General features: G+C 43.6%; 19 protein-coding genes. 11 read left to right on the top strand and 8 right to left on the bottom strand.

Annotated features, from left to right (window positions below; translation table 11 throughout):
* Nucleotides 1–257: 257 nt before the first annotated feature.
* The 4 genes from BacF7301_RS22445 to BacF7301_RS22430 form a co-directional block, all read right to left on the bottom strand.
* Nucleotides 258–698, bottom strand: coding sequence for a hypothetical protein (locus BacF7301_RS22445; RefSeq protein WP_167966311.1), 441 nt, complete (start codon nucleotides 696–698; stop codon nucleotides 258–260).
* Nucleotides 699–1,350: 652 nt separating this feature from the next.
* On the bottom strand, nucleotides 1,351–3,378 hold the full coding sequence (locus BacF7301_RS22440) for a polysaccharide lyase family 8 super-sandwich domain-containing protein (RefSeq protein WP_167966309.1): 2,028 nt from the start codon (nucleotides 3,376–3,378) through the stop codon (nucleotides 1,351–1,353).
* Between the two features lie 338 nt (nucleotides 3,379–3,716).
* A complete protein-coding gene (locus BacF7301_RS22435) occupies nucleotides 3,717–3,866 on the bottom strand; it encodes a hypothetical protein (RefSeq protein WP_167966307.1) in 150 nt (49 codons plus the stop codon).
* 689 nt (nucleotides 3,867–4,555) lie between these two features.
* Nucleotides 4,556–5,791 (bottom strand): fucose isomerase, encoded by a 1,236-nt coding sequence (locus BacF7301_RS22430; protein WP_167966305.1) that lies wholly within the window; start codon nucleotides 5,789–5,791, stop codon nucleotides 4,556–4,558.
* A gap of 181 nt (nucleotides 5,792–5,972) precedes the next feature.
* Between BacF7301_RS22430 and BacF7301_RS22425 the strand changes: the two genes are divergently transcribed.
* Both BacF7301_RS22425 and BacF7301_RS22420 read left to right on the top strand, forming a co-directional pair.
* Nucleotides 5,973–7,172, top strand: a complete 1,200-nt coding sequence (locus BacF7301_RS22425) for a pyridoxal phosphate-dependent aminotransferase (RefSeq protein WP_024987316.1) — start codon at nucleotides 5,973–5,975, stop codon at nucleotides 7,170–7,172.
* 20 nt (nucleotides 7,173–7,192) lie between these two features.
* The gene (locus BacF7301_RS22420) at nucleotides 7,193–8,437 is read left to right on the top strand and encodes an ABC transporter permease (protein ID WP_167966303.1); all 1,245 of its coding nucleotides are present in this window, start codon (nucleotides 7,193–7,195) and stop codon (nucleotides 8,435–8,437) included.
* A gap of 35 nt (nucleotides 8,438–8,472) precedes the next feature.
* Here the strand turns inward: BacF7301_RS22420 and BacF7301_RS22415 are convergent, their stop codons facing one another.
* Genes BacF7301_RS22415 through BacF7301_RS22400 form a run of 4 tightly spaced genes read right to left on the bottom strand, consistent with a single transcriptional unit; the run spans nucleotide 8,473 to nucleotide 13,403 of the window.
* A complete protein-coding gene (locus BacF7301_RS22415) occupies nucleotides 8,473–9,645 on the bottom strand; it encodes a glycosyltransferase (protein ID WP_167966301.1) in 1,173 nt (390 codons plus the stop codon).
* A 56-nt stretch (nucleotides 9,646–9,701) separates the two neighbouring features.
* Complete coding sequence (locus BacF7301_RS22410; protein ID WP_167966300.1) at nucleotides 9,702–10,727, bottom strand: AI-2E family transporter; 1,026 nt, start codon at nucleotides 10,725–10,727, stop codon at nucleotides 9,702–9,704.
* A gap of 58 nt (nucleotides 10,728–10,785) precedes the next feature.
* Entirely contained in the window at nucleotides 10,786–12,039 is a 1,254-nt protein-coding gene (locus BacF7301_RS22405) for a sensor histidine kinase (protein ID WP_167966298.1), read from the bottom strand.
* Nucleotides 12,040–12,044: 5 nt separating this feature from the next.
* Nucleotides 12,045–13,403 carry a sigma-54-dependent transcriptional regulator gene (locus BacF7301_RS22400; RefSeq protein WP_167966296.1) on the bottom strand — a complete coding sequence of 453 codons (1,359 nt, stop codon included), beginning with the start codon at nucleotides 13,401–13,403 and terminating at the stop codon, nucleotides 12,045–12,047.
* A gap of 375 nt (nucleotides 13,404–13,778) precedes the next feature.
* Between BacF7301_RS22400 and BacF7301_RS22395 the strand changes: the two genes are divergently transcribed.
* The 9 genes from BacF7301_RS22395 (at nucleotide 13,779) to BacF7301_RS22355 (ending at nucleotide 25,795) form a co-directional block, all read left to right on the top strand.
* Nucleotides 13,779–15,080, top strand: a complete 1,302-nt coding sequence (locus BacF7301_RS22395; protein ID WP_167966294.1) for a TolC family protein — start codon at nucleotides 13,779–13,781, stop codon at nucleotides 15,078–15,080.
* Nucleotides 15,081–15,187: 107 nt separating this feature from the next.
* On the top strand, nucleotides 15,188–16,435 hold the full coding sequence (locus BacF7301_RS22390) for an efflux RND transporter periplasmic adaptor subunit (RefSeq protein ID WP_167966292.1): 1,248 nt from the start codon (nucleotides 15,188–15,190) through the stop codon (nucleotides 16,433–16,435).
* A gap of 48 nt (nucleotides 16,436–16,483) precedes the next feature.
* Nucleotides 16,484–17,200, top strand: coding sequence for an ABC transporter ATP-binding protein (locus BacF7301_RS22385; protein ID WP_167966290.1), 717 nt, complete (start codon nucleotides 16,484–16,486; stop codon nucleotides 17,198–17,200).
* Complete coding sequence (locus tag BacF7301_RS22380; protein ID WP_167966288.1) at nucleotides 17,197–19,617, top strand: ABC transporter permease; 2,421 nt, start codon at nucleotides 17,197–17,199, stop codon at nucleotides 19,615–19,617. Before BacF7301_RS22385 ends, BacF7301_RS22380 begins: the two co-directional genes overlap by 4 nt.
* Before the next feature lie 417 nt (nucleotides 19,618–20,034).
* Nucleotides 20,035–20,787, top strand: a complete 753-nt coding sequence (locus BacF7301_RS22375; RefSeq protein ID WP_167966287.1) for a FadR/GntR family transcriptional regulator — start codon at nucleotides 20,035–20,037, stop codon at nucleotides 20,785–20,787.
* Nucleotides 20,784–21,857: a hypothetical protein gene (locus BacF7301_RS22370; RefSeq protein WP_501986045.1), complete on the top strand. Its 1,074-nt coding sequence runs from the start codon at nucleotides 20,784–20,786 to the stop codon at nucleotides 21,855–21,857. Before BacF7301_RS22375 ends, BacF7301_RS22370 begins: the two co-directional genes overlap by 4 nt.
* Before the next feature lie 29 nt (nucleotides 21,858–21,886).
* Nucleotides 21,887–22,798: a dihydrodipicolinate synthase family protein gene (locus tag BacF7301_RS22365; protein WP_167966283.1), complete on the top strand. Its 912-nt coding sequence runs from the start codon at nucleotides 21,887–21,889 to the stop codon at nucleotides 22,796–22,798.
* A gap of 117 nt (nucleotides 22,799–22,915) precedes the next feature.
* Entirely contained in the window at nucleotides 22,916–24,556 is a 1,641-nt protein-coding gene (locus tag BacF7301_RS22360; protein ID WP_167966281.1) for a sialidase family protein, read from the top strand.
* A 3-nt stretch (nucleotides 24,557–24,559) separates the two neighbouring features.
* Nucleotides 24,560–25,795: an MFS transporter gene (locus BacF7301_RS22355; RefSeq protein ID WP_167966279.1), complete on the top strand. Its 1,236-nt coding sequence runs from the start codon at nucleotides 24,560–24,562 to the stop codon at nucleotides 25,793–25,795.
* Nucleotides 25,796–25,805: the final 10 nt, after the last annotated feature.

The raw sequence follows: 25,805 nt of genomic DNA, 5'->3' as shown, positions 1-25,805 counted from the left end.
GCCGTGGTGACTTCTCTTCATGGCTGTGGTAAGATGCTACCACGCTTGTGACGAATACTCACCACGGCCGTGGCAAATAAACGATACCGGCACCTTGACTGAACAATAGTTACTGGATAACAGATGTATAACGGCTATATGGCAGATGCTTAACAGGGACTTATTCCGAAAGGTCAGTAAGGCCGGGTGAATAGGCTAGCACAGTTATAGTCCTTTTTCATGGCTTAAGACTAATTCTAGGTATAGCTGCTTTGGAATTACGATTTTATCAATCGTTTCAAACGTCTCCATAATCTTTCTATCCAACTGACATGGAAAGACTCTTCGTACTGTGCAACTATTTTTTTGCAATCCCGCAACCGGACGTTTTGTCTTTTCATTGTAGCCTGTATTTCACTTATTTGGGCGATTTTATCTCTTTGCAGCATCAGTTCTTTGTCTTGTTCTCCAATGATTTCGACATAAATATCACAGATTCTCGTCTTTGCCATACACAGTTCTTCCAGTGTATCGATGTACTCTGCTGTAATTCCTTTTTTACACTTATCTATGAATTCTAGGAAACTTTTTTCGTCGATGGCAGGAGTATCTTCTTCATATGATATGGGAAATCTTTTCATTTCCGCCCAAAGCTGGATGATTGCTTTATTATATCCATACTTTGCCGCTGCTTCGTTTATGTTTATCCATTTCGACATGATGCTTCTTTTTAAGGTGTTCCACAATAGTGAGTGATATATATTTTGTTTATGTGGTACAACGTGCATCCAGCCTTTTGTATGTCGGACGGCGGGCGTATGATTTAAGGTTATTATGGGGATTTTGATAACCGGCCGGATACAAAAAAGGCATGGATGCTGTTGAATACCACCATCTCTGAACAGGGCCTAGCAACCTCACTACAAGATGATGATAACAACAGACATCCACGCCAATCGTTTATATATAACACATCTTTTACGGATATGTTGATATACAGCCGTTCAGGTGGAGTGTCTGTCGTATCATCTCTCTGTAGTTTAAAAACTTGCTAGGTTTTGTTCAAGAGAGATAATACGTATTTACTCCATAAAGAAATAAAATACCGCCTTCCATTAGTTCCATCGCGCCGATGAATGGAAAACGTGCGACAAAGATAGATGTTTTTTTTGAAATGAAGTGGTAATATAGGAATAAATGCAAGAAGTTTAGTATGTAAGGGTAGATTTGGTAGTTCTACTATTTTTCAACTAACTCGAAATTGTAAAGTTAAGACATACTATTGTATCTGTTAATCTCGTTTTATGCTATTATCGAATATTATTGTATCTGATACAAAGAAACTTCTGCCATTTTAGTTTTTAAAATAAATCAGATGCTATTTCCTGTTGTGAATGGTCTATGAGCAACGAAATTCCCCTTTTTTGTATGAATAATATAAGTTCCCGGTTCTGATATAGCTATCGGATTCTGACCTTCTATTAATATTTGGGTAGGATGATATACGCTTACGTAACATAAATCTTTGATAACAACCGCTTGCGCTTCTTTGTCATTACGGATAATACGGATAGAGTTACTGTCGAAATTGCGAACTTTTTGTTGTGTGGTGGCTGGAAGTGTCAGATATATATAAGACGCAGGCATATCTTTGCGATGTTTCAAATAAATAGAGAATAATTTGTTTTTCAGGACTTCGGGTCTGTACATTCCCATGAAGTCTTTCCATTGCCCTTCTTTATTCTCGGTCAGAGTGATGCAAGTGTCTGCTTGTAATATAATATATCCTGTATTATTATGGAAGAAACGTTTGTTACCATCAGACCATACCTTGCCTTTACTGAATCGTTGGTCGATAGATGTCATGATAGTAGCTGTGCTGTCTGCATGAATGTTGCTGCCCATACATAGTACATAGTCATCCGTGAATACCCATGCCTTATTAGCTTCCAATTTATTGCGTTTCAGTTGCATGGCGGTGATACCTGTTTGCTGATAAGTAACTCCGCCAACGCAAGAACTGTGATTCCGTGAATCTGTTTTGTTGGGATTAGGAATAGGAGCATTGCTTTCATAAGTGGTGATTCCCGGAATCCTTCTCCAATCCCAGAAAGGAAAAATATTATGGTATTCATCTCCGCGTACGTAAGTATATAGTGCGCCATCTGCCATGTAATATCCTTTCAGATTATCTTCGTTCACCAGTTCTGTGCCAATCACTCGTTCGGAAGCCATGCGTACGGAAGCCATCCATCGAGGAGTACGGTGAATTGTATAATCCGATTCGCAGAAATGTTTGTTTCCGATGAACGGGTTGGGAGCTTTTGAAGAGATGGAATTCCGGTCAATCATTTCTTGTATTTTACCAGCCACTTCCGGTTCGCTGCTTTTCATTAAGGAATAGGCTGCAAAACGCAGGTTGAATCCTTTGTCGATATCCGCATTTCGGAATAGTTGTCGGTTCAGTCCGTTTACGTCCCAATATCCTCTCCAGACAATCCATTGATAACCTTCGAGTAGGAGAGAAGAGAGAATTTTCTGCTGTTCTTTAGAAAAGGCAAGAGAAGTTCTGGCAAATAGTTTCGAGTAAAAACTCATATTGCAAAGAAAAGACAGTCCGTAATTTCCGAACTGCTGTTGCGGTCCATGTTGGTGGAAGCTCCAGTCCGCTTTGATTCCTTCTTTTTGTCCGAGGATTATTTCAGAGGAAATAACGTCCCGTGCTTCTTTCGCCAGTTTCCAGTCGTTTTGCAATAACGCTCTGATGAGAACATTACCTGCCAGCCAAACTTTGTTTTGTCCGGTCATTCCGAAAGCGGAATTCATCATTACTTTGATTGCGCTCTGTTTTTCCTGTTCACTCATCTCTTGTTCGAACAATAGAAATGTAGGACCAAGCGTACGTGGAATACCAATTTGATTATACCACCAGTTTTTGCATACCAGTTCCTGACTGAACCAGAAGTCCATAGCTTGATGGATGGCATTTGCCAGTCGGGATATTTCAGACTGTTGGAGTTTCCGTTTATTCTGATGGTAATATTTAGTGAGTTTCAGAAGCCGTTCCGTATGTATCTTCGGTTCCCAACCGGAACGTTTGGTATCCGAATAGTTGATGTCTTTCCATGAGCCGTCTGTGCCGATAGTACTGATTAAACGCTTGATTTCTTTAGAGGAGATAGGATACAGTTGTTGTAATTCAATCACGTTCTGATCGGAGACTTCTTGCTCCCGGGGAATGGTTGCAAGTTGTTTGAGAAGAACTCTCTTCCCTTCGTCTTCACCAAGAATTGCATGTATATAATTCCTCTTGATTAGTGCTATTGAATCGCTGAAGGATTTTTGTGCATGAGCTGTACAGCACGTGATCAGAAGAAATAATAACAGTTGCTTTTTCATTCAGAGTTTATTTTATGAGTTTCTGGAAACAAAAATAGTGAATTTTAATTTAATCAGGTGATATTTACGTCCAAACTATATACCTTTTGGATACATGACGGATATATCTACTTTTTGTATAGTGACGGATGATTATTTGGTATTTCAGTCAATAAATATTCCAATTTTTCTATGTCATGCACTTTTTCACGGTTGGCCAATGACAAAATCACCGTTGGCCAACCGTGAATTCACCATTGGCCAACGGTGATTTTGCGTATCCGGAACAAAAAGTAAAGAAAAATGGGGGTGAAATCGGCAATCGGTTTCACCCCCATTTCTAAAAAGGTCGTAAAAGATTAGATTCCAGGACCGGGTGTTCTATCTTCCGAATAGTCACCTCTGGTTTTATCTTTACGCTCCGTTTCATTAGCGGCAATGTATTTTTCCAACGGGTGATTCTTGTCGAACTTCAATGCGATTTTCTTTTTCTTATACTTTAAACTCATAAGGAATTTAGTTTACGAATTGGTTGATATTAGTGAGTCTTTATATAGACTTCGAATCAAAAGTCGGATATTCATTTGGAATAGATTCAGAAATGAGCACTTTTTTAATGACAACTATCTGTAAGTCACATGTTATTTTTTAAGTATTACCTAGTATTAGATTCCGATATGTTGAACTCCGGATGTTCTTTCAGCTTGTTGAAGAGTTTGGTGCGGGCAATTCCCATTTCACGGGCAAGAATATCTACATTTAAAGATATATAGTGGTTGATTTGGAAAAAGAATAGGAAGATTTAGTGACTTCTTCCTATTCTATTAATATTTTCTGCCGTCCTATTAATCAATTCATCTAATTGAATTATCCGGTTGCACTTGTGTAACCGGGATGATACACAAGAGTAACCAGGCTGTTGCACTTGTCTGTTCAGGCAGTTGCACAAGTGTAATTTGATACTTGCCAGTTAGATATGAAGATAACAGGTGTTATTAGATATAATTCGCTGATAATTAGTGTGATGTGAGGGAAATGCAGTTTTTCTTCAGAAAAAAGCAAAAACATCCTATTGTTTTTTGTGAACTTATCTTAAAAATAGGATGTTTTTAGGCTTAACTGTTTGATTATTAGCTCTGCCACATTTTTGTATTTCCCCCTATAATACTTAAAAATAATACAAAAATGTGGCACAGGTTTATTCGGTTCGTTTGCAGGCATTTGCCAGGAAGAACTCGTTCAATGCATCTTCATAGTTTCCATGAACCAGAATATGATGATTGCCTAATGGATTCTTCAGGAAGTATTCAGCCGAAGTATTCATGCGGATGCGTACTTGTGTACGGCACATATTGATATAATTCGTATTTTCGGATAGTGTTCCCGCAGACAAGTAATATTCGTCCAGACATTCGCCGCCGCACTTTATGATAGTCACGTCTCCCGTCGGAAGCAGTCCCTGGATGGCAATTCCTTTTTCCGTTTCGAAATGGTTGCGGATAATATACCTTTCCGTTTGTTTGAGCCCGATGGTACAGTGGGCTAATATAAGTTCGTTGGTACGTGCATTAATCATGGAAGGGTTTGCCATGAATCCGTCTTTTCCGGTCAGTGACTTCACGGCGAGCAGGGTGAATATGGATTGAAGGTCACCTTCGCAGCCCGCCATTATTCCGTCGTCGTTCAGTAAGGACAATGCCAGACAGCCGGTAGTGTCGATTTGCTCAATCAGTTTGAAGCAACTCAATGTCAATGCTTCCAGTTTCTCTTCTTCGCATACTTTCTTGATAGCCCGGTATAGTCGCATCGCTTTGATGATATCTTCGGGAGTTCCCTCGCGGCAGGCAAGAGCTTGCGAGGCGACTGCCGCGCAGGAAGCACCTACCTGTTCATCCGTGATTTGTTGAAAATGTTCATAAATCCGTTCCAGCGGAATGTCTATGTATTCGATGCCCCAACGGCGTTTTGCCAGCAGATAGTCAACATTACTGGCAACCAGCCAGGAAGAAGGAGTTCCGATGACTCCGATACGTTTGCCGAATAAGGAACGTTGTGCCTGGAAATTATTATAAAGTATATGCACACGTTGTATAATGGACGGCAATTCACCGTGAAGGATTTCGCTTTTCATTCCCCTTCCGCGAAGCCATGTAGATATCTCCAGGGCGGCTGCAAGTGAATTCTGCATGCCATCCGCCAGTAAAATGGCGGGGCGGGGAAGGCGTTCGAAATGTTGGATGACCAGTCTTTCTACTCCGCCGGTAGCGATAAAAATAATCTTGAAATCATCACTCGTCAGCTTGTCCATATCCTGATAATCGACGAGCTTGACAGTATAATATTTTTCGAGTTCGCTTAAAATCGCTTCATGCGAAGCGCGCAGCGTAGTTTGTTTATGAAGTAGTGACGCGAATGAGATAAGGTGTATGGTCATTATGATATTGTTTTAAGTTTTCCGTATGACAAATGTATAGCTTTCTTTTCATAAAACCATAACGATTTTAACCTTGCTAAGGTTTTTAAAGTTTTTATGTCTCTGTATTCAAATTATTGCGTACATTTGCAGCTCCAAGTAGAAAAAGTAAATAGTAATTAAGTAATTTGTAGTTAAAATTATGCCAACCATATCCATTCGCGGAAACGAGATGCCTGCATCTCCTATCAGAAAACTGGCTCCTTTGGCAGACGCTGCCAAGCAACGCGGAGTCCATGTATTTCACCTGAACATCGGACAGCCTGACCTGCCCACTCCTCAGGCCGCGATTGACGCGATACGCAACATTGACCGCAAAGTGCTGGAGTACAGCCCCAGCGCAGGTTACCGTAGCTATCGCGAGAAACTTGTAGGATATTATGCAAAGTTCAATATCAACCTTACGGCAGACGATATAATCATTACATCGGGTGGTTCGGAAGCGGTATTGTTTTCTTTCCTTTCCTGCCTGAATCCGGGGGACGAGATTATTGTCCCGGAACCGGCTTATGCCAACTATATGGCATTCGCTATCTCTGCCGGAGCGAAGATTCGTACTATCGCCACGACTATCGAAGAAGGTTTCTCACTTCCGAAAGTGGAGAAGTTTGAAGAGCTGATAAATGAACGCACCAAAGCGATACTGATTTGTAATCCGAATAACCCGACCGGTTATCTGTACACCCGTCGCGAGATGAATCAGATTCGTGACCTGGTGAAGAAGTATGATTTGTTCCTCTTCTCCGACGAAGTATATCGTGAATTTATCTATACGGGTTCTCCTTATATCTCTGCCTGCCATTTGGAAGGTATCGAGAATAATGTGGTACTGATTGACTCCGTTTCGAAACGTTATTCGGAATGTGGAATCCGTATTGGTGCGCTGATTACCAAGAACAAAGAGATACGTGACGCTGTTATGAAGTTCTGCCAGGCTCGTTTGAGTCCCCCTTTGATTGGACAGATTGCTGCTGAGGCTTCACTGGATGCTCCGGAAGAGTATTCGCGCGAGACGTATGATGAGTACGTGGAACGTCGTAAATGCCTGATTGACGGCTTGAACCGTATTCCGGGTGTTTATTCTCCGATTCCGATGGGGGCTTTCTATACAGTGGCAAAACTTCCGGTAGATGATTCGGACAAGTTCTGTGCCTGGTGTCTTTCGGACTTCGAATACGAAGGACAGACGGTATTCATGGCTCCGGCTTCCGGTTTCTATACGACTCCGGGTTCCGGTATTAATGAGGTTCGTATCGCTTACGTGTTGAAGAAAGAAGATTTAACCCGTGCGCTTTTTGTCTTGCAGAAGGCTTTGGAAGCGTATCCGGGAAGAGTAGATTAATAACTAATCACTAAATAAACTTGTCTCTATCACTTTTCATAGCCCGGCGTATCTATCGTGAAAGCGATGGCGGAAAGCAGGTGTCACGTCCTGCGGTCCTCATTGCCATGGCGGGTATTGCTATCGGGCTGGCTGTGATGATTATTGCCGTGGCGGTGGTTATTGGGTTTAAAAGTGAAGTGCGGAATAAAGTCATAGGATTCGGTTCGCATATCCAGATTGCCAATCTGGATGCGGCGAGTTCTTATGAGACTCATCCGATTATGGTAGGGGATAGCATGATGGCAGCTCTTGTCGCCTATCCTGAAATAAGCCATGTGCAGCGTTTTTCTACCAAACCGGGCATGATTAAGACGGATGATGCTTTTCAGGGCATGGTACTGAAAGGTGTCGGTCCGGAATTTGACCCTCGTTTCATGCAAGAGTATCTGTTGGAAGGCGAGATTCCCGTTTTCAGTGATTCGGTTTCCAGCAATCAAGTGCTTATCTCCAAGGCTTTGGCTACGAAGATGAAGTTGAAACTGGGAGATAAGATATATACTTATTATATACAAGACGATGTCCGTGCGCGCCGGTTGACTATTGCCGGAATTTATCAGACGAACTTTTCCGAATACGATAATCTCTTTTTATTGACTGACCTGAACTTGGTGAACCGCTTGAACGGCTGGCAACCGGAGCAGGTGACCGGGGTGGAACTTCAAGTGAAAGATTATGATAAGCTCGAAGATACGACGTATGAAATAGCGGTCGACACTGACAACCAACAGGATGAACTGGGGGGCGTGTATTATGTGCGTAACATCGAACAGTTGAATCCCCAGATATTTGAGTGGCTTGGTTTATTGGATATGAATGTGTGGGTGATTTTGCTTCTGATGATAGGCGTTGCCGGTTTTACCATGATTTCCGGATTGTTGATTATCATTATCGAACGTACGAATATGATCGGCATCCTGAAGGCTTTGGGAGCTACTAATTTTACGATTCGCAAGACTTTTCTTTGGCTTTCTGTTTTTCTTATTGGAAAAGGAATGCTTTGGGGAAACGTAATCGGTCTGTCATTCTATTTTCTCCAATCTCAATTCGGAATATTTAAGCTTGATCCGGAAAGTTATTATGTCGATACTGTATCGGTTTCTTTCAATATCTGGCTTTTTCTTTTGATTAATATCGGTACATTGTTATCGTCGGTTCTGATGCTGATAGGCCCCTCGTTCCTGATTACCAAAATCAATCCGGCGAGCTCTATGAGATATGAATAACTTTCTAATCTGAGTCTTTGGGGATGCTTCCTTAATTATCTTCTCATAAAGTCTCCTTTACCCCGGAAGAAACGGCAAAGCTTGAAATTCAATGACTGCATCGGCTGGAGAATATCGAATACAGGCAGCGAGAAATAATATTTCCTGTTGCCGCCTATTTCTTTGGCGGTCTGATTGATGACAACGGCTTGCACGGTGTAGCGAATCAGCCAGAGCAACAACGCAATACCTGCCGCTAACCAGTGGAAATTAAGGATGCCGAATACGATACCGGCGATGCAGGCAACGTAGAATAACAGGCGTGATAAGGTTTCAAAACCTAATAAGTAGCGTTGTGCTCCGCGGTAAAAGCGTGAGGTGGCTACATAACTGACTTTTTCTTCTTTCCAGTCTTTATAACGGTAAACGGGTTGTATCCGCATGGTTGCGTTGAAGTCCGTTTCCACACGGGTATTGGTGCTGTTTGCCATCTGGTTGACGAACAGGTCGTCTTCTCCGCGTTGCAAGTTCAGATATTTGGAATATCCTTTTTGCTTGAAGAATAATTCTTTGCGGTATGCCATATTGCGTCCGATGCCCATGTACGGTTTTCCGGCCAGGGCGAAGCCCAGGTAGCGCAATGACTGGAATAAGGTGTCGAATGAGACACGTTTGTGCAGCCAGCCTTTGGTGCGGTCGTATCCGCTGTATCCCAGTACGATTTGAGTTTGCGAAGTGAAGTTGCGTGCCATCAGTTTCAGCCATTGCTTGCTTGCAGGCAGGCAGTTTGTCTCCGTGAATACAAGCCAGTCGTGTTTGCTGGCCTTGATGCCTAAGGTCAGGGCAAGTTTCTTATGGCTGATATAGCGGGCGCTGTCCGGTGTAAAGCTGTGGTAGAGATGAGGATATTTCTCTTCCATATATCCCAGCACATCTTCTGTCTCGTCGGTGGAAGCGTCATTGATGACAATGACTTCAAACTGCGGGTAATCCTGTTCCAGGATAGCCGGAAGGACTTTGCGCAGGTTGTCAGCTTCGTTGCGCGCACAGATGATGACGGAAAGTGGCGGCAATTCCCGTGTGAAGTGCGTTTCTTCTTTACGTACTGCTTTGTTGCGCAGGTGTATCCGGTTGTACAATCCGAGATAGTAAATAAGCTGAATAATAAAGAGAATACCTGCGGCTGACAGTAGATTCAGCTCGACAGTATTGAATGTAAATGCTTCCATTGAATTATAGTGTCGTTTTTACGCTCACAAAAGTACGCATTTTTTTGGTAGTTCCGTTATCTCGAAGGAAGGTTATTTCGCAAATCCAGATATTCTTTCTTGAACATATCGACAAAAAGAAAGAATAGCGAGAGTAATAGCGGCCCGAAGATAACTCCCATAAATCCGAACAACGGCAAACCGATGACTACTCCGAAGATGGTAATCAACGGATGGGTGTCTGCCATTTTCTTTTGAAGGATAAAACGAATCAGATTGTCGGATTGTGAGACGACAATGGCTCCGTAAGCGGCAAGTCCGATGGCATTGAACCAGTCTCCGCTGATAGCAAGGTAGGCGGCCACGGGAAACCATACCAATGCTGTGCCCACCATCGGAATGATGGTAGCAAAACAGGTGAGGAAGCCTAATAGTAAAATATTGGGCGCTCCGAAGATAAGATAGCCTATCATGGCAACACCCCCTTGAATGATAGCCAACAGAGGGATACCGATAGCGTTGGAGCGTACAATCATATTGATTTCGTGAATCACTTCCTGCGTATTTGTCTCGTTGAACGGAAGAATGGCATTGACATATGCTTCCATCTTTTTCCCGCCTATCAGCATGAAGTAGAGTACAAATACCATGACAAACAGATTGATGGCAAGGCTGCTGACGCTTTCCATGATTATCTGTCCGATGCGGGGGAGAATGGAGACTATGAACGATAATGTATCTTTGCCCAGTACATCATATCCTGTCTTTTCCTTGATAAACTCCGCTACTTGCTGAATGGGTTCGACCAATGTCTGTGGAGCCAGATTGATGTCCTGAAGTTTGTTTACTACCAGCCATATTGTCAATCCGAGAGGGACAAGAAACACCAGTACGGTTTCTGCCGTAATCAATAGCGCGCTGACACTGCGTTTCATTTTTCGCTTTTCTGTCAGGTGGTTCATTTGTGTACGTACCAGTATATAGATGGTGAGTGCTCCCAACAATCCCCCCAAAAAAGGAGTGATTTGCCGGAAGATGATAACTCCCATAAACAGGATAATAACAATGAGAGAATATTTCCAGTATTGTTCTTTGGTGCTCATATCGTGCGATTCGTTCGTTTATATAATAATAAACACGAAAAGCGCGGAAAGGTTTGTTTTATAGCGGTATATCCATATGAAAAACAGTTTTGCCGGGGTTGCTCTCCTGAATGGTGAGATGCCCGTCGTGAAGGCGGATGATTTGTTTGCAAAGGTTTAATCCGATGCCGCTGCCTTCTGATTTGGTGGTAAAAAAAGGAATAAAAATCTTTTCCTGCAATTCGGGCGGAATGCCCGGGCCGTTGTCCGCAATGTCGATGGATATGCGTTCGTCTTGCTGTGCGTGGATACTGATTCTTCCTTTTTCTGTTCCTTCCAGTGCTTGCATGGAGTTTTTCAGAAGGTTGAGCAGGACTTGGGAGAGTTGGTTCTCGTCGCCTTTCATGTAAATGGTTTCGGGTTCACAGGTCAGTGTGAAGGTGATATTGCTTTCTTTGAAGTCGCCGGACAGGAGTTCACGGAGATTCTCCAGGGTTGCCGTAAGTGAGAAAAGTTTCTTTTCGGGTTGCGGCAGGTAGGAGAGATGGCGGAAGGATTCGGTAAATTGTAACAGGCGTTCGCTTTGCGCCTGAATGATACGGAGTCCGCGAACCGCTTTCTCGTTAATGTCCGGATAGGTGGACAGTGTTTGTGACAGGGAGATAATGGGAGCGATGGTGTTCATTATCTCATGGGTGAGCACGTGGCTTAGTTTGTTCCACGATTCACTTTCCTTGTCGCTAAGTTCGTCGCCGATGTCCTTGATAGACAAGAGGGTTATTGTTTCATCTTGTAGTTTCATCCGGCTTTGCGAAAGGCTGAGATGCTCCTTTCTGCCTTTTTCTTGCAGAAGGGATTCCAGTTGCCGGTATCGGGTTAATTGCTGGCAGTCTAATAGGGAAAGGGCAGCGCTGTTTGCCATGATTATCTTTCCCGTAGAATCCCATGCCAATACGCCGCTGGGCACTTCTTCCAGGAGCGAGCGGTAGAAGTGTTCCTGTCTGGAGTATTCTGATTGGGTTTTGGCGAGCAGGAGATTGATGCGGTTGAGAGAGCGGTTCAGTTTTTCCTGTTCCTTGCTGACGTTGTGTTCGGGGAAGTAAAGCATATTGTCCTTATCTTCTATCGCGTCGAAGAAGATACGTAACTTTTGATTGAATGAATTTAACTTGTTTACTAATCCGCAGATTTGGAGCAGGGAACAGATGATTAATAATGCACCTATCACAAATCCGCGTTGTGAGATGATAAGCCAGGCGCCTGTTCCCGATGTAGCGAGAATAAGCATGACGTGTAGCAGTATAATCCAATAGAGGTGGCGGCTGAATATCATGCTGTTCAGGGTTTGAAGCGTTTTAGTTTGTTATAGAGTGTCTGACGGCTGATTCCCAGTTGTTCGGCGGCAGCAGTCAGGTTTCCGTTGTTTTGCAGGATAGCTGTTTCGATGGCTTGCCTTTCCACTTCTTCCAAGTTGGGGACAGTGCTGGTAGTTTGCGGTTTCCAGCTCTGTTTTACCAGAATGTCTTTGGGACGTATCACGTTGCCTTCACATAAGATAACGGCTTTCTCGATGGCGTGCTGCAATTCCCGGATATTGCCCGGCCAGTGGTAGGAGCGTAGTTTCTCTATCGTTTGCTCATGCATCCGCATTTCCGGACGTTGGTATTTCGAAGCGAAACGGTGGAGAAAGGTTTCGATGAACAGAAGTATATCGTCTCCCCGTTCCCGCAATGGGGGAATTTCCAGATGGATAGTGTTGATACGGTAGAATAAGTCTTCGCGGAATAATCCTTGTTTCACCATCTCCGGAATGTTTTTATTGGTAGCGGAAATGAGACGGATATCAACGGGGACGACTTTATTGCTTCCGATTCGGGTGATATTCCTGTTTTGCAGTACGGTCAGTAACTTGGCTTGTAGTGCAAGGGGAAGATTCCCAATCTCATCCATAAAAAGCGAACTGCCGCTGGCGGCTTCGAACTTTCCCGGACGGCTTTCGTAGGCATCCGTAAAAGCTCCGCGCTCGTGGCCGAAAAGTTCACTCTCGAAAAGGGATTCGCTGATAGCTCCCATGTCGATACTTGACATGGAGCGGGTATTGCGTGGAGACAGGCGGTGTATCTCCCTCGCCAGCATTTCCTTTCCGGTTCCGTTTTCTCCGGTTATCAGGATATTGGCGTCGGTCTTGGCTACTTTATTGACTACTTTTATTAATTGTAGCATGGCGGGAGAATGTCCTATCAGCATTTCCTGTTTGTTCGGATTGCCGGAGCCGACAGTTTGGCTCTTTGATTTTGGGGAGCTTTTCCCGTCGGATTTATGATTGTATGCTTCCTTTATTTTCTGAACCAGTGTCCGGTTATCCCAGGGTTTGAGAAGAAAATCGGTAGCTCCGTTCTTCAAGGCTTTTACGGCAAGTTCTACATCTCCGTAGGCAGTCAGCATCACCACAGGCAGCGTGGGACGGATTTCGTGAATACGTTTCAGCCAGTACAATCCTTCGTTGCCGTTATTGATGCCTGCCGAGAAATTCATGTCAAGGATTACAATATCAATGGAAGTGGTAGTAAGCAGTGTTGTTATCTGATTAGGATTGGTGGCTGTACGGACTGTATTGAACTCGTTTTCGAGTAAAAGTTCCAGCGAAGCCAACACACTTTTATTATCATCTACTATTAAAATAGTTCCGGTTTCCATATATGTAAGATTGGGGGTATCTGTCTGGGTTGAACGATTCTTTAAGTTTTCGGGTAAAGATATTCGTTTTTGCTTTTTCCTGCAAGGGAGTGTCCAATAATTAGACGTTTTATGATGCATTTCTTGGAACATGACTTTATTCTATGTTTCGTTTAAGGAATATTCATAGCTCGAACGTTGAATAATGGCTGTTTGCACACAGCTTATAATGCTTTTTATTGATAACGTCCAATTTTTAGACGTTATGGTGTGTAATAATTGGACGGGAACGATAAAGCAATGTATATCATCTGTCTTGTAATCAGTGATTTAAATATTGTGGCATTATGTTTGCTTTTTTATTCGTATAGAACACAATCGCATATATACTGAAGAATGAGGAACATATTCTTTTTATTGGTTTTATTGCCCGCAATTACGTATGCTCAGCCTGCAATGAGTTTGGACGAATGTATCCGTCTGGCATGGAAGCAGAATCCCTCTATACGGAATAGTGCTATCGACATGAAGGAAGCACGAACGGATTATGCCGCCGCTATCGGCACATTCCTTCCCCGTATAGTAGCTAACGCGGAAACGGGAAAGCGTTTCGGGCGTTCGATAGACCCGGATACCAATGGCTATACGGAAAAGACTTTTGAAGAGGGAACAGTAGGTCTTGATATGACTTTGTCTTTGTTTGAAGGTTTCTCGCGTATCAATCAGGTTCGTTTTCGGAAAATAAACCGGGAACGCAGCGAGTGGGAACTGAAAGACAGGCAGAATGAACTCGCTTATCAAGTGACGGACGCTTACTACAAACTGGTTTTGGAAAGAAAACTCTTGAATCTGGCTTTGGAACAAAGCAGGTTGAGCGAACGATACTTGAAACAAACCGAGACATTTGTGGAACTGGGTTTGAAATCCGTCTCCGATTTGCAAGAGGTGAAAGCCCGCAGGGAAGGGGATATATATCGTTATCAATCCCGTGCCAATAGTTGCCGGTTGTCATTGCTGCATCTGGAACAGTTGATGAACTTCCAGCCGGGCGATACGCTTGTCATTCAGGATACGATTGTCGAATTGAGTAAACTCCCGTTGCTTTCACTCCCCTCTACGGAAACATTGTATGGGCAATCGTTGGAAACACTTCCTGCCATGCGTATAATTGGCTTAAAGCAGAAAGCCGCCCGCAAGGAATACGCAATAGCAGGCGGAGCTTTTTCTCCTTCTGTGTATGCCCGCTTTACGGTAGGTTCCAATTTCTACAACACTGCATTTTCTGCCAGACAATTGCGGGATAATATAGGAAAATATGTCGGCATCGGTATCTCTTTCCCTTTGTTGAGTGGTTTTGAACGTCTGACGAATCAGAGGAAGCTGAAACTAAACTTATATCGCTTGAAGAATGAAGAAGAACTGGAGAAACAACAGCTATATACCGACATTGAGCAAACTCTTCTTTCCCTACGTGCCGGCTATACGGAACATCAACAGGTATTGCAGCAATTGAGTGCGGAAACTCAGGTCTTGAAAGAATCCGAACGAAAGTGGGAAGAAGGGCTTATCTCTGTCTTTCAGTTAATGGAAGCCCGCAATCGTTTTATCTCTGTCAAAGCAGAACTGGTTCGTGTACGCTTGCAGGTAGAGATGATGATAAAACTGGAGAAATATTACCGGGAAGGAACTTTCTTATAAAGGCAGAATTCATACATCTTGGATAACAGAGTGGATGCTTCCCGAATAACAGGATAAATGTTTCCCGAATAACTAATTTATAATAACCCTATTTTGATTGATTCCTTATGGATACACCTATTGAACGCAAACCCGGCATTACCCGCAAACACCTATATATAATAGGTGGCATAGCCTTTGTCATTGCCGTTGTTTTATATTTCATATTCAGAGATACCGCCTCTTCCATGACTGTGGAGAAAGAACGTCTGACGATTGCTACCGCCCAACAAGCGGAATTTAATGATTATATCCGTGTTATCGGTCAGGTGATGCCCAGCCGGATAATCTACATGGACGCCATTGAAGGCGGGCGTGTGGAAGAGCGTTTGAAAGAGGAAGGCGCCATGGTGAAGGCGGGTGATGTGATTTTGCGCCTTAGCAATCCTTTGCTGAATATCGGCATCATGCAAAGCGAAGCCGACCTCGCCTATCAGGAAAACGAATTGCGTAATACCCGAATCAGTATGGAACAGGAACGTCTGCAACTCAAGCAGGAACGCATCGGACTGAACAAGGAACTCACGTTAAAGAAACGCCGTTATGAGCAGTACAAGCGTCTGGTAGAAGAGCAACTGATAGCCCGCGAAGATTTCCGCCAGGCAGAAGAAGAGTTTGAGGCTGCGAAAGAACAGCTTACGGTAATTGACGAACGTATCCGCCAGGATAATATCTTTCGCGAAAGTCAGATTGGCAGTCTTGACGAGAATATACGGAATATGAAACGAAGTCTTGTGTTAGTCCGTGAACGCTTGGAAAACCTGAAGATTAAAGCTCCGATTGACGGGCAGGTAGGTAATTTGAATGCGCAAGTCGGGCAGTCTATTTCGGCAGGTGAGCATATCGGGCAGATTATTACTCCTGACTTGAAAGTGCAGGCGCAGATAGACGAGCACTACGTAGAGCGTGTGCTGACCGGACTTCCGGCAGACTTTACGCGTGACGGGAATACCTATAAACTGGAAGTAACCAAACCTTATCCCGAAGTGAAAGAAGGGCAGTTCCGTACTGACCTTGCTTTCATCTCGGAACGACCGGAGAATATACGTGCCGGACAAACCTATCATATCAATCTTCAATTGGGCGACCCCGCGCAGGCCATTCTTGTCCCCCGTGGCGGATTCTTCCAAATTACCGGCGGCAGATGGATGTATGTTGTTGATGAAAGTGGTAAATTTGCAACGCGGCGTCCTGTGAAGATAGGGCGTCAGAATCCACAGTATTATGAGGTGACGGAAGGTTTGTCTCCGGGCGAGAAAGTGATTATATCCGGCTATGAGTTATTCGGAGACAATGAGAAACTAATACTAAAATAATGGCTTGATGTGCATAAGTACTTGCAAGCCGATTAAAAATGATTCACCATGATTAAAACAGAAAAATTATCCATGCTTTTCACCACAGAAGAAGTGCAGACAAAAGCATTGAACGAAGTCTCTTTACAAGTGGAACAAGGGGAATTTGTAGCCATAATGGGCCCTTCGGGATGCGGCAAGTCCACGCTGCTGAATATTTTGGGTACACTTGATTCTCCCACTTCCGGCTCTTATTTCTTTGAAGGGAAGCAGGTGGATAAAATGAGTGAGAACCAACTGACAGCTCTCCGGAAGGGAAATCTCGGTTTTATCTTCCAGAGTTTCAACCTGATTGACGAACTGACCGTATATGAGAATGTGGAATTGCCCCTTGTTTATATAGGTGTCAAAGCCGACAAGCGCAAAGAAAGGGTAAATAAAGTACTCGAAAAAGTGAACCTGCTGCATCGCGCCAACCATTATCCCCAGCAACTGTCCGGCGGACAGCAACAGCGTGTAGCTATCGCCCGCGCCGTAGTGACGGACTGTAAATTACTCCTTGCCGACGAACCTACCGGAAACCTGGACTCAGTGAACGGCATAGAAGTAATGGAGCTGTTGAGTGAACTGAACCGTCAGGGAACTACCATCATCATCGTTACCCATTCCCAACGGGATGTAATGTACGCACACCGCGTCATTCAATTGCTGGACGGACAAATCGTAGCCGAAAATATCAACCGCCCTCTGGAAAAGAACACGTCATCTAAAAGCGAAACCGTATGATAGGAAATTACTGGAATAGTGCCTGGCGGAATCTGATGAAACGGAAAAGATTCAGCTTCATTAATATATTCGGACTGGCGATTGGTATGGCATCGGCACTGCTGATTCTTACCTACGTGACTTTTGAATTCAGCTTTGATAAAATGCACACGAAGTATGACCATATCTACCGTGTGCAAAGTACGTTTCACGAAGGGGAAGTGCTGACCGACTACTGGGCAAGCAGCTCCTTCGGATATGGTTCGGCAATGAAAGAGAATCTTGCCGGAATAGAGGATTATACCCGTATCGGTTCCCTGTTTCAACCGGAACAAATAGTGAAATACGGTGAACTGACCTTGCGGGAGAATCAGATAGCGTATGCCGAACCCGGCTTTTTCCGCCTTTTCGATTTCGAACTTCTGAAAGGCGACAAGAAAACCTGTCTCTCCATGCCGGGACAAGTGGTAATCACCGAACGCATCGCCCGCAAATATTTCAAGGACGAAGACCCTATCGGAAAGATATTCATCTTTACCGGAGCATACGATAAAATATCATGTGAAGTGACCGGAGTGATGAAAGAAATGCCTTCAAATTCACATATACATTACAGTTTTCTGATTTCGTATAAGTCTCTGCCCAAGTATGTACAGGAATATTGGTACAAGCACGAGGCTTATACCTATGTCCTGCTCGACTCTCCCGAAAGGAAAGCGGAAATAGAGAAAGAATTTCCCGTAATGGCGGAAAAGTACAAGACGGATGAAGCGTTGAAAAACAAGATATGGGGAGTGTCTTTAATGCCTTTGGCGGATATACATCTCACCCCGCAGGTAGGATATGAAGCGGAGACAAAGGGAAACCGTTCTTCGATGATTGCCTTGATTTTCGCTGCCATTGCTATTTTGGTTATTGCATGGATAAACTATATAAACCTCACCGTAGCCCGTTCGATGGAGCGTGCCAAAGAAGTAGGAGTGCGGCGGGTAGTGGGAGCTTTCCGCAAGCAGTTGATTCACCAGTTCCTGTTTGAGGCATTAGTGATGAACCTGATAGCTTTTGTACTCGCCGTAGGATTGATAGAATTGATTCTTCCGTACTTTAACCAACTGGTAGGCCGTACCGTTACTTTCTCCGTTTGGCTGATGGATTATTGGTGGATTCTATTGGTTCTTGTTTTCATCGCCGGAATATTTCTTTCCGGATATTATCCGGCATTGGCTTTGCTAAACCGGAAACCGATTACGTTATTGAAAGGAAAATTCCTGCATAGCAAATCCGGCGAACGGACACGGAAGGTATTGGTTATCATTCAATATACGGCTTCGATGATATTGCTTTGCGGCACATTGATTGTCTTTGCGCAGTTGAACTTTATGCGCAGCCAGTCTTTGGGAGTTAAGACGAATCAGACATTGGTGGTCAAGTTCCCCGGTCATACCGAAGGGCTGAATACGAAACTGGAAGCGATGAAAAAAGCGATAGCACGTCTTCCGTTGGTACATCGGGTCACTTTCTCCGGTGCTGTGCCGGGCGAAGAAGTGGCGACCTTCCTTTCCAACCGCCGCACCAACGATGCCCTGAAGCAGAATCGCCTGTATGAGATGCTTGCCTGTGACCCCGATTATGTGGATGCCTATGGATTGCAAGTTGTAGCCGGAAGAAGTTTCTCGGAAGATTATGGAGACGATGTAGATAAACTGGTGATTAACGAAACAGCTGTACGTAATCTGGGTTTCACATCTAATGATGAGGCGATAGGGGAGTTGGTGACCGTTGAATGTACCGATGCTCCGATGCAGATTATCGGAGTGGTGAAAGATTATCATCAACAGGCATTGAGTAAGAATTACACACCTATCATGCTGATTCATAAAGATAAGATTGGCTGGCTGCCACAACGTTATATCTCTATCGTGATGACTTCCGGTGACCCTCGCGAACTGGTATCGCAGGTACATGAGATTTGGAACCAATATTTTGCGGATTCCAGTTTCGATTACTTCTTCCTCGACCAGTTTTTCGACCACCAGTATCGCCAGGATGAAGTATTCGGTGTGATGATTGGTTCTTTCACCGGACTGGCAATTTTCATTTCCTGCCTGGGACTTTGGGTATTGGTCATGTTTTCATGTTCCACACGTACCAAAGAAATGGGAATACGCAAAGTTCTCGGAGCTTCCCGTTGGACACTCTTCTATCAGTTGGTCAAGGGATTCTTCCAGTTGATTCTGATAGCGGTTGTCATTGCCCTGCCGATAGCTTGGTTTAGTATGAATGTCTGGTTGAGCCATTACGCTTTCCGTACGGATTTGAAAGCGTGGTTCTTTATTATGCCTGTATTGCTGATGCTGTTTATCTCATTCGTAACGGTAGCTTTCCAGACCATGAAGATAATAATGAGCAAACCTGCCCGTTCTTTACGATATGAATAATCTCTGAATCACTCCATCAGGTATTCGTTAATACCCGATATATTTATGTTAAATGTTAACGAGTCTATTGCTTTTATTAAACCATGTTATAAGATGCGCCGCTTTGCTCCGAAAATTTGGAGATATGCGGAAAGTCCGTATCTTTGCAATGTGTTTTTCATAGTATTAGATTTAAGGTTAACAAAAAAGATTGGCTGTCTGGGATAGATAGCCTTTTTTTATGCCCTTTACTTTCCTTCTATTTTTCACAAGTATATCTCATTTTCTGATTCTTACCGGTATGTTTCCTAAAGTATGTTTTTCAACACATATGCTTATTTTTCTATTATTATCTTCTTGTATTCTAAAAAAAATCCCTTAATATTGCATTTGTATTATTTGTCCGACAAATAATACAAATAACAAAAATCTAATGATATGAAGATAGAAATCAATCAAACAACGTTAATTGACCAGGTAGAAGACAGTCTGCTTACCTACTTCAAAAAGAATGATTTAGGACGTGGAGACTCTATTCCTAATGAAAATAGTCTGGCAGCGGAACTGGGAGTTGCAAGGAGTGTTGTCAGAGAGGCACTGAGCCGTCTGAAAATGATGGGGTTGATTCATGCGCGTCCCCGCAAGGGAATGGTTCTGACCGAACCGTCCATCTTGGGAGGGATGAAAAGAGTGATAGACCCCCGTGTCTTAAGTGAAGAAACAATTCTGGACTTGTTGGATTTTAGAATTGCACTTGAAATAGGAATATCAACAGATATTTTCCGTAAGATAACTCCTAAGGACATCGAAGAACTGAGTGAAATCGTAAAAATGGGTATCGTTTTTGAAAACAATGAATACGCGTTAATCAGTGAATCGGCTTTTCATACGAAACTGTATAAAATTACCGGAAATAAAATCATATCCGAATTTCAGGAAATCATTCATCCTATACTTGTCTATGTGAAAGAGAAATTTAAGGACTACTTGAAGCCTATAAATATAGAAATGAGCAAAAGCGGTCGGATAGCTACTCATGCCGATTTGCTGGACTTTATCAAGAAAGGGGATGAGAAAGGCTACCGGGATGCCATCGAAAGACATTTTGAGGTCTATAAGATTTTCAAGGTAAACCGGAGTCTGGAATTGATGGCGGAGAAAGAAGAAAGTGAAAAGGTAGAAGGCATATGAAAAAGCGGCATCTGATAATTTCATGTTTATCCTTAATTTTATTGTCTATGAATACATCTTGTTTTAGAAAAGGAGAAAAGGGGATAGAGGCACAATGGGAAAATACATTGCTGCTTCCGGGATGCGCCGGCATGCCGGAGAACGTCGGATTAGCAGGTGCATATTCCGGGATAGTGGATGGTAAGTTGCTTGTGCTGGGTGGAGCCAACTTTCCTGACAAGTATCCTTGGGAGGGAGGAACTAAGACTTGGTGGGCTGCTTTATATAGCTACGACTTGGATACAGAGGAATGGACTGTATATGATGATTTCCTTGACCGGCCGCTTGCTTATGGGGTTTCAATAAGTTTGCCGGAAGGTTTATTGTGTATCGGAGGATGCGACCGTGCGCAGTGTAGCGATAAAGTATTTCTGATAAAAAAAGAAAGAGATTCATTTGTGATAGATTCTGTCAGTTATCCGTCTTTGCCGGTTCCGTTGGCTAATGCAGCGGGGGCTATTTGTGATAATTGTATTTATATTGCTGGGGGGCAGGAGTCTATGGTAAATGAACGGTCGACTCATCATTTTTACATGTTTGATTTACTTCATAAAGAGAAGGGATGGCAGGAAATGCCGGGCTGGGACGGTCCTTCTCTTTCTTATGCGGTAGGCGTGGCTCAACGAGGGCGGTTTTATCTCTTCAGCGGAAGAAGCTATGCACCGGATGAAGCGATGACGGAATATACGGAGGGGTACGTATTTGAATCGGGCACCGGGAAATGGACTAAAATGACCAGCTCTTTTCCGGTGATGGCGGGTACTGCCGTGCCTTATGGGGAAGACAAAATTCTGTTATTGGGAGGAGTGGAAGAGATTCTGCCGACATCTCCCGAACATCCGGGATTCAGCCGTAAACTCCGGATAGTCAGTACGGACACAGATTCTCTGGTAGATTCGCTCGATTGCCCTTATCCTGTTCCCGTTACTACAAATGCTGTTTCTGTTGGAAACCAGGTATTTGTAGTCAGTGGAGAGGTACAGCCCGGCATACGGACACCGTTAATATTGAAAGGAACTTTCCGAAAGTGAAATAAAATAATAATCTAATTAAATGCACTATGAACAATTATGAAAGACTGGAAGGTATGGTTGCGGCCACCTTCACCCCAATGGATGAAAATGGGGACGTGAATTTATCTGTTATTGATAAGTATGCTGACTGGATAGCATCAACTCCCGTGAAAGGGGTATTTGTGTGTGGTACGACCGGTGAATTTTCTTCGTTGACGATTGACGAGCGTAAGGCAATTCTTGAAAAATGGGTAGCTTCTGCCGCCAAGCGTTTCAAGGTGATTGCACATGTCGGTTCAAACTGCCAGCGGGATGCCATGGAACTGGCACGTCATGCAGCACAAACGGGAGCTGATGCTATCGCTTCAATTGCTCCTTCTTTTTTCAAGCCGGGGACAGTAGATGAACTGGTCGATTTCTTTGCACCGATTTGTCAGGTTGCCGGTGAGTTGCCTTTCTATTATTATAATATGCCGTCAATCACAGGGGTTAACTTGCCGGTAGATAAATTCTTGGTAGAGGGTAAGAAGAAAATGCCGAACTTGGTAGGTACGAAGTTTACTCATAATAACTTGATGGAGATGGGGGCTTGCATCGACTTGGAACAGCATAAGTTTGAAGTATTGCATGGCTTTGACGAGATTTTGATTGCCGGTTTGTCCATGGGGGCAGTGGCAGGCGTGGGAAGTACATACAATTATATACCTAATGTCTACCATGCCATTTTCGAGTCTATGAAGAAAAATGAGGTGGAAACGGCACGTGCCTGGCAAATGAAGTCGATACGTACAGTGGAAGTGATTATTAAATATGGCGGCGGCGTGCGTGGGGGTAAAGCTATCATGAAACTGATAGGAATTGATTGCGGCAGTTGCCGGTTACCGATAAAAGCTTTTTCGGTGGAAGAGTATGAAAAACTAAAAGGTGATTTGGATGCGATAAAATTCTTTGAGTTCTAGTGATAAGAAAGAGGAGATGACAGTAAAAGTGTATTGCTGGGGTTAGCTACTTTACTTCCTGTCTATCTCCCCCTAATCTAGTTAAATGCGTTCAAATTTACCTAAAATAAAGATACTATGAAAGTAAGTAAGAAAATATTTATCATATTTTCGATGATTTTGCTATGGATACCGGATATATCTTTGGGTAAAGATATAAGGTTCGAATTGGAAAGACCTGTCATCCCTGTTTTGGTCAAGAAGCAGATTAATCCGACTATTAAAGCAACTTTGATTCAAACAGGCAACCGTCCTTACACCATCCGTCAGATTGATGTCGACTTGCAAGGAAGTACGGATTTGTCTGATATTCTTTCTGTTGCGGTGTATGGAACTCAAAAAAACGGGTTGATAGATGAGTCTCGTCTGATATGTAAACCGATGCCTGCTGCACGGAAAATATCTTTTACAGATAATATACAAGTGAAAGATGATTCCTTGTCTTTTTGGATAGCGGTGACCTTGAAAGATACGGTTTCGTTGACACATCGTGTTAGTGTGAATTGTAGCCGGATAAAAACCAGCCGGGGAGAACTGAAAGCCTCGAATAAGGATGCTGTACCCTTGAGGGTAGGAGTGGCATTGAGACAGAAAGGACAGGATGGTATCGTTTCTTCACGTATTCCGGGACTGGCTACCAGTAACAACGGAACTCTGCTGGCTATATTTGATGCCCGTTATGATTTAACCCGCGATTTACAGGGAAACATAGATATCGCTCTTCATCGTAGCTTTGACAAAGGACTGACATGGCAACCCATCCAGACGGTGTTGGATATGGGAGAATGGGGCGGACTGCCGCAAAAGTTTAATGGAGTAAGCGATGCATGTATCCTTGTGGATAAAAACACAAATGACATTTATATAGCCGGATTGTGGATGCACGGTGCATTGGATGATAATGGCAAGTGGATAGAGGGGCTGAATGAAAACAGTACTTACTGGATACACCAGTGGCGGAAGAAAGGCTCGCAACCGGGAACCGGTCTGAAAGAAACCTGCCAGTTTTTGATAACAAAAAGTACGGACGACGGACTGACATGGAGCTTCCCCGATAATATAACTGGTAAGACCAAACGCCCTGAATGGTGGTTGTTTGCTCCGGCTCCCGGACAAGGAATAACCCTGGCGGATGGTACTCTGGTCTTTCCTACGCAAGGACGCGATGAGAAAGGAACCGCATTCTCCAATATAACCTTTAGTAAAGACCACGGAAAGACATGGACAACCAGCAATCCTGCTTATTCGAATGTGACGGAATGTAATGCAGCCCAATTAAGTGACGGTACTGTAATGCTGAATATGCGCGACAACAGAAACCGGGGTAATAAAGAAGTGAATGGCCGGAGAATCTGTACGACAACAGATTTGGGCGAGACATGGACAGAGCATCCCACGTCACGGAAAGCATTGGTGGAACCAACGTGTATGGCAAGCTTGCACCGGCATAATTATACCGTGGGCGGAGAAAAGAAAAGTATATTATTATTTGCCAATCCCAGCGATTATAAGACACGGGATAAATTGACTTTGAAAGTAAGTTTTGACGACGGAATGACATGGCCTGAAAAATACTGGATTCTGTTTGACCAATATCGTAGTGCCGGTTATTCCAGTATCACGTCAATAGATGAAAATTCAATAGGGATATTATATGAAAGCAGTCAGGCAAATATGGCTTTTATTAAAATTGATTTGACGGAAATTCTAAACAGGTAGGTCATGAACAGTAAAACTTCAAATATATATCCTTGGGTAGTAGTCGGATTACTATGGGGAGTTGCTTTACTCAACTATATGGACAGGCAGATGCTTTCTACCATGCGGATTCCTATGATGGCAGATGTCCGTGAACTGGAATCGGCAGCCAATTTCGGCAGATTGATGGCGGTCTTCCTGTGGATATACGGACTGATGAGTCCCATTTCCGGGATTATCGGCGACCGTATGAGCCGCAAATGGTTGATTGTAGGCAGTTTGTGTGTATGGTCCGGAGTTACTTACCTGATGGGGTATGCCACTACTTTTGACCAACTCTACTGGCTTCGTGGAATTATGGGAGTGAGTGAAGCATTGTATTTGCCCGCCGCCCTGTCTCTGATAGCTGATTTTCATCAGGACAAGACACGTTCGCTGGCAGTGGGAATACATATGACGGGACTTTATGTCGGGCAGGCAATAGGTGGTTTCGGAGCTACTTTTGCAGCCATGTATTCTTGGCACAGTACATTCCATTGGTTTGGTATTATTGGTATAGGCTATGGTGTCATTCTGGCTTTTTTCTTGCGGGATAAGGAAAGGGGAACTGTCTCTGCCATACAGGAGAAAGTGAAAAGGATACCGGTTCTGAAAAGCTTGGGTATGTTGTTCTCCAACGTCTTTTTCTGGATTATCCTGTTTTACTTCTGTGTGCCGGGGACTCCGGGATGGGCGGCGAAAAACTGGTTGCCGACTCTCTTTTCAGAGAGCCTGTCTATTGATATTTCCGTGGCAGGGCCGATGTCTACCATCTCCATCGCTTTATCTTCACTGTTCGGAGTATTAGTCGGCGGATATATATCTGACCGATGGGTGCTCAAAAATGTGCGTGGAAGAGTATATACGGGAGCTTTGGGATTGGCTTTTATTATCCCCTCTTTATTGTTCATCGGATTCGGTCATTCCATTTTCGCATTGGTGATGGGAACGGTTCTGTTCGGAGTGGGATTCGGAATGTTCGACGCAAATAATATGCCGATTCTTTGCCAGTTTGTTTCAGCCCGTTACAGGGCAACGGCTTATGGTATTATGAATATGTGCGGAGTATTTGCGGGAGCGGCAATAACCAGTATCCTGGGAGAATCTACGGATGCCGGACATTTGGGACGAGATTTCGCGCTTCTGGCAATATTCGTATTGATAATGCTGGTCATTCTGGTCACCTGTCTGCGACCTAAGACCATTGATATGAAGGATTAATATTTAAAAA

It is taken from the genome of Bacteroides faecium (assembly GCF_012113595.1).
GTDB classification, from domain to species: Bacteria; Bacteroidota; Bacteroidia; order Bacteroidales; family Bacteroidaceae; genus Bacteroides; species Bacteroides faecium.
This window is presented reverse-complemented; position numbering and strand designations above follow the sequence as displayed.